The sequence below is a fragment of the Rheinheimera texasensis genome (assembly GCF_964031785.1).
Taxonomy (GTDB): domain Bacteria; phylum Pseudomonadota; class Gammaproteobacteria; order Enterobacterales; family Alteromonadaceae; genus Pararheinheimera; species Pararheinheimera texasensis_A.
In genome coordinates this window covers 109,226-119,764 of record NZ_CAXIRE010000016.1, presented here as the reverse complement: position 1 = coordinate 119,764, position 10,539 = coordinate 109,226, and the positions used below count along the sequence as shown (strand labels likewise).

At 53.3% G+C, this 10,539-nt stretch carries 9 protein-coding genes; all 9 read left to right on the top strand.

The annotated features are described in order from the left end of the window. On the top strand, nt 1–252 hold a 252-nt coding region (locus tag ABNT34_RS06510; RefSeq protein ID WP_348729888.1), incomplete at its 5' end, for a hypothetical protein. A gap of 16 nt (nt 253–268) precedes the next feature. Then, complete coding sequence (locus ABNT34_RS06505; protein WP_348729886.1) at nt 269–1,153, top strand: DMT family transporter; 885 nt, start codon at nt 269–271, stop codon at nt 1,151–1,153. A gap of 247 nt (nt 1,154–1,400) precedes the next feature. After that, nucleotides 1,401–3,578, top strand: a complete 2,178-nt coding sequence (locus ABNT34_RS06500; RefSeq protein ID WP_348729884.1) for a prolyl oligopeptidase family serine peptidase — start codon at nt 1,401–1,403, stop codon at nt 3,576–3,578. A 249-nt stretch (nt 3,579–3,827) separates the two neighbouring features. Next, a complete protein-coding gene (locus ABNT34_RS06495) occupies nt 3,828–5,081 on the top strand; it encodes an MFS transporter (protein ID WP_348729882.1) in 1,254 nt (417 codons plus the stop codon). 59 nt (nt 5,082–5,140) lie between these two features. Continuing rightward, nucleotides 5,141–5,686 (top strand): GNAT family protein, encoded by a 546-nt coding sequence (locus ABNT34_RS06490; protein WP_348729881.1) that lies wholly within the window; start codon nt 5,141–5,143, stop codon nt 5,684–5,686. Nucleotides 5,687–5,837: 151 nt separating this feature from the next. Further along, entirely contained in the window at nt 5,838–6,725 is an 888-nt protein-coding gene (locus ABNT34_RS06485; RefSeq protein ID WP_348729879.1) for a helix-turn-helix domain-containing protein, read from the top strand. Nucleotides 6,726–6,842: 117 nt separating this feature from the next. Further along, nucleotides 6,843–8,906, top strand: a complete 2,064-nt coding sequence (locus ABNT34_RS06480; RefSeq protein WP_348729877.1) for a hypothetical protein — start codon at nt 6,843–6,845, stop codon at nt 8,904–8,906. Nucleotides 8,907–9,480: 574 nt separating this feature from the next. Continuing rightward, entirely contained in the window at nt 9,481–9,873 is a 393-nt protein-coding gene (locus ABNT34_RS06475; protein ID WP_290621529.1) for an ankyrin repeat domain-containing protein, read from the top strand. 92 nt (nt 9,874–9,965) lie between these two features. Beyond that, nucleotides 9,966–10,475 carry a hypothetical protein gene (locus tag ABNT34_RS06470; RefSeq protein ID WP_348729874.1) on the top strand — a complete coding sequence of 170 codons (510 nt, stop codon included), beginning with the start codon at nt 9,966–9,968 and terminating at the stop codon, nt 10,473–10,475. Nucleotides 10,476–10,539 lie beyond the last annotated feature (64 nt).

Here is a 10,539-nt window from a genome sequence, read left to right as displayed (position 1 = left end):
TTGGACGGCGACTTTTCAGACGGGCTTTCGAGCGGAACCGGGTGCGCCTTTTCTTTCGGTTCCTTTCTTTTGGCAAGGCAAAAGAAAGGAACTCACCGTAAGGTGAACTCTTTGCTAAGCGGACTAGCCGCCAAGGAAAAAACGATAAAGACAACAGAAGCAGCCCGTAGGGCAAAAAAAAGCAACAGACTGTTGCTGCAAGCCAGACTTGCATCCGGCCCCCGGCTACCGCACTATCCGTCAAAGATGTAATTTCACAGGAATCTCCATGCAACCCCTCCTGCAACACCCGCAGTTTGCTGGCAGCTGGCGCATGCTGGTGGCGATGCTGCTGTCCGGTACTATTGGCCTTTTTGTCGTTGAAAGTGGTCAGGATACGGCGACCGTGGTGTTTTACCGTTGTTTGCTTGGCGGGGCGGCTTTGTTGGCCTATCTGAGCTGGCAGCGTGGCTGGCAAAAATTGAGTGCGCAGCAAAGCGGTTATCTGCTGGCTGGCGGTTTTGCCTTGGTGGCGAACTGGTTTTGCCTGTTTGGTGCTTACAAACTGAGCTCAATTTCGATTGCAACCCTGGTGTATCACACCCAGCCGTTTTTCCTGTTATTGCTGACCGCCTTTGGCACTAAACAATGGCCGCCGGCGGCGAAGTGGGGCTGGCTGGCGCTGGCTTTTGTTGGTGTGGCTGGTACCACTGGCCTTGGGCAGGACCAGCATAATCCGCTGCTTTGGCAAGGTGTTGGCCTCGCCGCCGTTGCCGCTTGTTTGTATGCAGTGGCGACGCTGACCACGCGTAAACTGACCGGGGTGGCGCCGGCGCAAATCGCCGGTTTGCAGATGGTGCTGGGTGTGCTTTTGATGTTACCGCTGGAGAAAACTTCGTTACTGCTGATGCCGGCGCTCAGTGTCGGCGCTTTAGTGACGCTTGGGCTGGTGCATACCGGGCTGATGTATAACCTGATGTATAGCGCCTTTCAGCGCCTGCCAGTCACCAGCATCGCGTTTTTGTCTTTTGTTTATCCGCTTTTGACCGTGCTAATTGACTTCTGGTACTACGACCTGACGTTAAGCTGGAGCCAATACGGCGGTATGGCGCTGATTGTGCTGGCGCTTATTGCCCATCAGCGGAACTGGCTCGTGCGTCCCCGTCATCATTGAAGCCGCGGGGGTGTTGGTCGCCTTCGCCCGCTCAATCACATAGACAGCTATGCTCATTTCCCGGTCTGGCGCTCCAGCTCGCTCAGTTGCCGCCTACCCGCCGCTTCAATGCTTTAGGGGATGTGATTTAGCGGGCTTTGGCGGTGAAAACCGCCCGCTGCGCGCTCAGTCGCGACGCTGTGCATTTGTCTGCTGTGAAAATTTTGTTATCCTCGCTGCCTGAATACAAAAGCAAAGGGGAGCTTTGATGAAACGTTTGATGCTGGGCGCAGTGGCGCTTGCTGTTTTAACCGCCTGTGGACCAAAACCAGAACAAGCTGCAACTGCAGCTGCAGGCACAACAGTCGCGGAGGCTGCACCTGTGGCTAAACTGCAATATGCAGCGACCAAACAAGGCGACGTGGTCGACACCTATTTCGAAACCAAAGTGGCGGACCCGTACCGCTGGTTAGAAGATGACCGCAGCGCTGAAACCGCTGACTGGGTCAAAGCGCAAAACAAAGTCACTTTTGATTATCTGGCGCAAATTCCTTACCGTGACCAGATTAAACAACGCTTAGAAGCGCTGTGGAACTATGAAAAAGTCGGTGCGCCAACTAAAGAAGGCGCATACACCTACTTCTATAAAAACGACGGCCTGCAAAACCAGTATGTCGTCTATCGCCAGAAAGACGGCGGCCCGGCGGAAGTATTCCTTGATCCAAACGGTTTCTCGGCAGACGGCACCACATCACTGGCCGATTTACAGTTCACTGAAGATGGTTCTATTGCCGCTTATGCCATCTCTGAAGGTGGCAGCGACTGGCGCAAAGTCTTTGTGATCAATGCCGAGACCAAAGAAAAACTGGAGCCAGAACTGGTCGACGTGAAGTTCTCCGGCATTTCGTTTAAAGGCAACGAAGGTTTCTTCTACTCCAGCTACGACAAACCAAAAGGCAGCGAACTGTCAGCCAAAACCGACCAGCACAAGCTGTATTACCATAAAATCGGCACGCCACAAAAAGACGACCAGCTGATTTACGGTGGCACTGATGCCGAGAAACACCGTTATGTTGGTGGCACTGTGACCTTAGATGGCAAATATCTGGTGGTGTCGGCGGCGAACGCGACTTCCGGCAATAAACTGCTGGTGAAAGACTTAACCAAAGCAGACAGCGCTTTTGTCACGCTGGATGGTGAAGGCAGTTCAGACTACAACCTGGTCGACAGCAAAGGCGACGTGCTGTATTTCGCCACTAACTTCAAAGCGCCAAATCAGCGGTTGATCGCCATTGATATGACCAAACCGGCGCAAGACCAATGGAAAGACGTGATCCCGGAAACGGCCAACGTGCTGTCGGTCAGCAAAGGGGCCGGTTCGTTCTTCGCCACTTACATGGTCGATGCAATTTCCAAAGTGCAGCAATATGACTACGACGGCAAACTGGTGCGTGACGTGCAGCTGCCAGGCGTCGGTTCTGTTGGCGGTTTTGACGGCAAAGCCAAAGACAGCGTGTTGTACTTCAGCTTCGCCAATTACAACACGCCTGGTTCGATTTACGCTTTTGACCCGGCCACCGGCGAGTCAAAAGTGCACTTCAAACCTGCAGTGAAATTTAACAGCGACGATTATGAGTCCAAGCAGGTGTTCTGCACCTCCAAAGACGGTACTAAAGTGCCGATGATCATCACGCACAAAAAAGGCCTGCAACTGGACGGCACCAACCCAACCATGTTGTACGGCTACGGCGGTTTTAACGTCAGCCTGACGCCAAGCTTCAGCGTTGCCAATCTGGTGTGGATGGAAATGGGCGGCGTGTACGCAGTGCCAAACCTGCGCGGCGGCGGTGAATACGGCAAAGCCTGGCATGAGGCCGGTATTCAGCTGAAAAAACAAAATGTATTTGACGATTTCATCGCAGCCGGCGAATACCTGGTGGCGCAGAAATACACCTCAAACGACAAACTGGCTATTCGCGGCGGCTCGAACGGCGGTCTGTTAGTCGGTGCAGTGATGACTCAACGCCCTGATCTGATGAAAGTCGCACTGCCGGCTGTGGGCGTATTAGACATGCTGCGTTACCACACCTTCACGGCGGGCGCAGGCTGGGGCTTTGACTACGGCACGGCTGAGCAGTCCAAAGAGATGTTTGAGTACCTCAAAGGTTACTCACCGGTGCATAACGTGAAAAAAGACGTGGCTTATCCTGCGACTTTAGTCACCACCGGTGACCACGATGACCGCGTGGTACCAGCGCACAGCTTTAAGTTTGCTGCTGAGCTGCAGGCCAAAGCCGGCGGTACCAACCCGCAGCTTATTCGCATCGAAACCAACGCCGGTCACGGTGCTGGTACACCGGTGTCAAAAACCATTGAGCAAACTGCCGACACCTTTGGTTTCACGCTGTGGAATATGGGCGTGAAAGAAGTGGCAAAAGCGCAATAACGCTTTGAGTTCTCAGTACTAAGCAGGCCGGCATTTGCCGGCCTTTTTTATGGCGCAGGGCAAAATACCTACAGATTTTTGGTTGGGCAAGTTGCGGACATTTCCTGGTCGTAGGGGCGAACGCAGTGGTGGCGGTGTTGGCTTTGCCGCGCTAAACGGGCTTTCTTTCTAACCTGCATTCAGAACCTCTATTACGCAACGCACTGTTACCAAAACGTCTACTGGCGATTTTTGCCCGCAGGCGGCATCATGGTGAATCCATCTGTGATTGCCTTAGCCGGCTCTGAGGTTTTTATGTTTCAAAGTGTGCGTCGTCCTGATGTGCTGGTGATAGTGCTGGCGGCTGCCGGGATTTTGATGGTGTCGATGGGCATCCGGCAGTCGTTTGGTTTGTTTGTGGCGCCGATCAGCAGTTCGACCGGCATGGGTATTGCGGCCATCAGTTTTGCCATGGCGATTGCGCAGCTGAGCTGGGGCGCCGCACAGCCGGTGGCTGGCGCTTTGGCGGACCGGTTTGGTGCCGGCCCGGTGTTGGTTGGTGGTTTATTATTATTGGCGGCCGGTTGTGCGTTAACACCTTTTGCCAGTGGCACTTTGGGTTTGGTGCTAAGCGTGGGGCTATTGACGGCGGTCGGCTCCGGCATCAGTGGTTTTTCGGTGTTAATAGGTGCGGCGTCACAGCGGTTGCCAGCCGAAGCGCGCGGCACAGCGTCTGGCATCATCAACGCAGGCGGCTCTTTTGGTCAGTTTGTGTTTGCACCGCTGTCGCAAAAGCTGATCCAAAGTGTTGGCTGGATGGGCGCGATGTGGGCGTTGGCGCTGACGGCACTGGCGACTATTCCGCTGATTGCCAAATTCACCGGTGGCAACGCCGCACCGGTCAAACATGACAATGACAAAGGTATGCGCCATGCCATCGGCGAAGCGCTTGGCGATCGCAGTTACGCTTTATTAAGTTTTGGTTTTTTTACCTGCGGTTTTCACATCGCTTTTTTGGTGACGCATTTACCCGGTGAAGTCAGTTTATGTGGCCTGCCAGCCGATGTGGCGAGCTGGTCGTTAGCCATTATTGGCCTGGCCAATATTGCCGGCAGCTTATACGCCGGCGCTTGTGTGGCGAAATACCGCAGCAAATCGGTGCTGGCGGCGATGTATGGCAGCCGCGCTTTGTTGATTGCGGTGTATCTGTTGTTGCCCAAAACCGAATGGACCTTCTACATTTTTGCCGCTGGCCTCGGCTTCACCTGGCTCGCGACGGTGCCGCCGACCGCGGCGATAGTTGGCAAGTTATTTGGCACCCGTTATCTTGCCACTTTGTTTGGCATTGCGTTATTTGCTCATCAGATTGGCGGCTTTTTTGGCGCCTGGCTTGGCGGCATCGCGCTGACAGTGCAGGGTGATTACAGCTGGATGTGGTATGCCGACATGGCGCTGGCAGCGCTCGCTGCCGTGGCTAATCTGCCAATTCGCGAAGCGCCGGTGGCAGCACCAGCGCTGCGTTGAGTGTCGTCGCACACTGATAACACAGATCTGAGCTTTTTTTATTTCAACAGGGCCATGTTATGGAGCACTTTCTCGAATTGACCAGTGCCAGATTGCAGCTGCGGACCATGCGTCCCGGCGACTGGCCATTGTTTTTGCAATTACATCAGGATGGATCGGTGCGGCGTTATGTCTGCGATGAACTCAGTGAAGCGCAAATCCGCGCCCGCTTTGACAGCCGCCTGCAGCCCTGGACAGTGCACCGCCCCGACATGATGGCGCTGGTGATAGAAAGGCGGGATAACTCAGACCCGGTTGGCGTGATTGGTCTGCGCAGTGACTGGGCCAACCGGCAGGCCGAAGTAGGCTTTTTACTGTTGCCGGCGCAGCAAGGGCAGGGTTTTGCCGGTGAAGCACTGCAAACCTTGTTGCAGTTTGCGGTGCAAAACTGTGGTTATCACAAGCTCGTCGCCACTGTCACCGCCGGCAATGAACCCAGTTTAAAACTGCTGCAAAAACATGGCTTTGTGCAGGAAGGGCTGCTGCGCGAGCACTATTTCCTTGGCGGCCGTTTTGTTGACGACCTGAAACTGGGCCTGTTGGCGCGTGACTGGTCACCGCTTTAATCGACGGCATCTTCATGCAATAAGCCGGGCTGTTGGTACAGCGGCCCGGACCTTCCCGTTTTCCATCATGATCTTCCGGTTTTCTCACCTTTAGCTTGTGAATATTGTATACAGTATTTAATCTCTGCTGGGTCAACACCGGAGGATAGTCATGCAAGAGTGGCTCAACCGCATCATTTTTGATTACAGCAGCCCGCTGACCCGGCAGGGTAATGAACACAAATTTGGCTTTCGCGTGCATAAACCTGATGTGATGCCGCACAGCCACTGGCACGGCCATATCGAAATTAATTTTCTGTTTAACTGTTCGGCGGTTTATCTGATGAATGGCCGCTCGGTGCAGATCCCGCCGGACCGCATGGTGTTGTTCTGGGCGTCGGTGCCGCATCAGCTGACCAGCAGCAGCGGCGATGGCAATCTGGTCAACATTTATGTTCCGTTGCAGGCGTTTCAGCAGTGGAAGTTGCCAAGCGAATTTATCGGCGCTTTGCTGCGTGGTGAAGTGCTGGTGGCCGACCAGAGCCATGCCTGCGACCAGGTATTAACCCGCTTATGGGAGCAGGACCTGGCGCAGAAAAACGAAGCCTTAACGGCGCAGGTGATCAGCGAGATCCGTGGCCGCATCCGCCGCATGGCGCTGGAGAGTTACCAGTGCCTGGGCACTGCGGCGACAGCCCCGCGCAAAGCGCAGAAAAACCCGGTCACAGGCCTGTCGCATATTGACACCATGCTGCGTTATATCGCCGACCATTATGACCAGAAAGTGACGATTAGCGACGTCGCCACTGCCACAGGTCTGCATCCGAATTATGCGATGAAGCTGTTCCATCGCGTGATGAAAATCTCGATAAAACAATATATTAACCGGCTGCGGTTGCTGCATGCTCAGGCGCTGTTGGTCGACACCGAAAAAGGTGTGTTAACCATTGCGATTGAGGCCGGTTTTGGTTCGATCAGCCGCTTTTACGACATTTTTCAGCAGGAACTGCAGATGACGCCACAACAATATCGCGACAAAACCCTGAAGATCCGTGCCTGAAGCGTTGCAGGTGATTTTTCCGGAAGGGTTTTGCCGTTTGGCATAAGCCAGCGGCCGCTGCCTTGTTGTGCAATCAGCAATCCGGCCGTTCTGGTCTTTTTAATAGGAGTTTCCCTGATGACGCGAATTCCCCTGCTGATTAGTTGTAGTTTAATGCTGCTGGCCTGTACCCGGCAAAACCCGCAGCCAGCACTGACGCATGCAACTGCGCCTGCTTTAGCACCAGCAGCTGAAATCAACAGTCTGGCCAACACGTTGCAGGACCGCTGGCAGCTGCAAGGCGAAGGCATTCGCTGGCAAGTGCGGGATGCACATCAGGACCAGCTGGAATTCAGCGGCGAACAGGTGTCGGCAATCATCACTTATGGCGCCGATTCGTCAGGCCAGCTGTTGCTGCAGCGTAAAGTGGTGTGGCCGGGGCTTCGCACTATTCCTAACGACACTCATGCCAGCCTGATCCACAGTTTTGAGCTGAAAGTGTCACCGCAGATTGAACAGGCCGGCAGCGTATTGCAGGACGAGCGGCCGGAGCTGATTGAGTATGACGGATTGCTGCGCATCCAAAGCCGGCTTGGCGCCGATTTACAGCTGACGCGCACGCTGGCGCCCAGCCCGACCGGTGCTTTTATTATTGAACAATACAGGCTGACCAACCTGAGTAACAAGCCACAGACGCTGCAGATCCAGCCACTGCAATATCAGCAGCGGACCGATGCCGCCAAAGGTGTTGCCGGTAGTTATTTGATCAAAGCGCAGAGTGATTTTGCCGGAGAGTTGACGCTTGCGCCCGGCACCTCAAAAAGCTGGCAGCTCAGTTTCAGCGCTGCGCCGGCGGATGTGGACAATGACATCAGCCCGGAAACCGCCGCCATGACTTTGGTGCAGCGCCAGCAGTATGTGCGCGGTTTGCAGCAAAAATTGCAGCTGGAAACGCCGGACCCGGTGCTGAACCAGATGTTTGCTTTTGCCAAATTGCGCGCGGCGGAAAGTATCTTCCGCACTAAAGGCGGCTTGTTACACGGCCCTGGCGGCGGGCGTTATTATGCGGCGATCTGGGCCAATGACCAGGCCGAATACGTCAATCCGTTTTTCCCGTTTTTGGGCGATGCTAATGGCAACGAGTCGGCCCGCAACAGCTTTGGTCACTTCGCCCGCTTTATCAACGCCGAATTTAAGCCGTTGCCATCGTCGATCATCGCCGAAGGCCTGGATATCTGGAACGGCGCCGGTGACCGCGGTGATTGCGCTATGGTGGCCTATGGTGCCAGCCGTTTTGCATTAGCCAGCGGCGACCCGGCGCAGGCGCGTAGCCTGTTGCCATTGATTAACTGGTGTCTGGCCTATAACCGGCGCCAGCTCACGACCGACGGCGTCATCGCCTCTGACAGTGACGAGCTGGAAAACCGCTTCCCGGCCGGCAAAGTTAACTTAAGCACCAATGTGCTGGCATTTGGCGCGCTGCAGTCTTCGGCACTGCTGTATCAGGCGCTGGGCGATACCGGCCAGGCGAAACTGTTCCAGCAAGAAGCGGCGATTCTACGCGTGGCGATGCTGCGGTATTTTGCCGCCACTGTGGAAGGTTATGACACCTGGCGTTATTACGACGGCAACAGCAAACTGCGCGCCTGGATTGCCTTGCCGTTAGTGATGGGGTTTGACGAGCAAAAAACCGGTACGCTGGCGGCTTTGTTGTCGCCGCAGCTGTGGAGTGAAAACGGCATTTATACCGAATCCGGCGCCAAAACCTTCTGGGATCGTGCCACTTTATACGCCTTTCGCGGCATCTTTAACGCCGGCGAAACCGACACGGCAATGAAATACCTGAAGTACTACAGCCGCAAACGCCTGCTCGGCGAGCACGTGCCTTTTGCCGTCGAAGCCTGGCCGGAAGGCGACCAGCGCCATCTGTCAGCCGAAAGCGGTTTATATGCCCGTGTTATCACCGAAGGTTTGTTTGGCATAGAACCAACCGGCTTTGACCGCTTCCGCGTCGCACCACGCCTGCCCAGCGGCTGGAACAGCATGTGCCTGCGGCAAATCCGCGCCTTCGCCAGCAATTTTGACCTGTGCGTACAACGTGAGGCTGCTGGAGCGGCTTATCAGATTGAGCTAAGTGTCAGCGGCAAGCCGGCACGACAGTTCAGCTGGGATGGTGAGTCAGAGTTGGAGTTGACGCTCTGAGCGCTTTGGATTAAAAGCGAGCATTTGACGCACCGTAGGGGTAGGGCTCGTCCCTACCCGCAGACCCATTTCTGCAATTCACTCACTGCGGACATCCATCGAAGCCGTGTTAGCGGAAGTCCTGCCAGTCTGATTTAAAACCGGCGATAGGCCTGCCAGAAATTCCTTTACCCGCCGTTACGGTGTTTCGGGGTATAGCAGGCCAACATTCGTTCAGTCGGCAGCAAGTCAGATCACTAACTTGCCGGGATCCCGCCTTCACCCTGCCGCAGAGGACAGCTAAGGTTGTCGACCGGCCGTTTTGAAAGTTCATTTGAATCATCACCTATGCCAAAAGCGGTCTTTGACAAATGCACTACATCAGACAACCCGCTGGCAGAATGTAAATTTTGTGTTTCTTAGCAGATCAAGTGCACCGCGCACGCTTTTGCATTTTACAAAGCGTGCAAAAGCGGCAAAGGCTTGAGATATGTATCTTTTTTAGGTAGCGTTAACGGATGTTAAAAAACATCAAAGGCACAGCGCAGGCTTAAAAACGGGCGTTTTGCATTTGATTAATATGTTAGGGCTACTCATGAATATCGACAAAGATGGTCGCTCAGAACTTCATTATGCAGCCTTAGAAGGAAATGCAGAAAAGGTTCGAGCACTAATTCAGTCAGGTGCGCTGGTTAATCTTCAATGCAAACAAGGCTGGGCAGCCTTGCATTGTGCTGCTCAAGCAAATTGCTCTGTAACGGCTTCATTGCTTGTAGAGGCTGGAGCGGATTTAGAATTAAAGGATGTATTTGGTAACACCCCACTTTGGAGGGCAACCATGGCATCCAAGGGTAACGGCAGTGTTATAAAGTTTCTTTTGGGCGCAGGAGCCAACCCAAATGCTGAAAATAAGTCAGGTGTAAGCCCAGTGTCATTGGCTAACACTATTGGCAACTACAACGTGGCTCAGTTTTATGAAAAGCCCTAACAAGGCGCTGTTGTCGCCACTATCGTGGCTGGGACGGCTTACGCTGCGCTCCAGCCGCTCCAAAGCTTTGCGTTATACATCAAGGAATCATCGTGCATAGAACCAAAATTTTTGCGATTGTCTGTACCATATTCATTTCAATTGCAACTAACGCAGAGACCCTGCTTAAACTTGATAATAAAATGATTGATTCTATTAACGATCATATCGCGGATGCTTCAAGTCGGTGTGATTTTAAAGATTCCACAAAATACTATTTTGAAAGAACTAAATTCTTTAATTACAGCGTTGTTGATGGTAAAGAGGTTGTTGAAGAACAAAGTTTCGATGAAGCAATGTCTATTTTTAAGGGTGCAATGGATGCATGCTATGTGACTCTTGCTAAAGAGAAAATAATATCTGAGGAAATTGAAATATCTAAAACTGGGCAAGATGCAGTTTTCACGTCTGAAGCGTTTCATTACTTAAAGTCGACTGATGGAAAGATCTTTGAAAGCCATAATAAAGGTAAAGTGATTTTCAGTGTTGTTGATGGCGAAGTTAAGATAACGGAATCTCATTACTTTGGGTTAGCCTTTCAAGAAATTGAAAAGTTGCCATAGATGTATAACAAGCGCCTTAAACATCGCGGCCTTCGGCCGCTGGACTCGCAACAAGTTGCTCGCC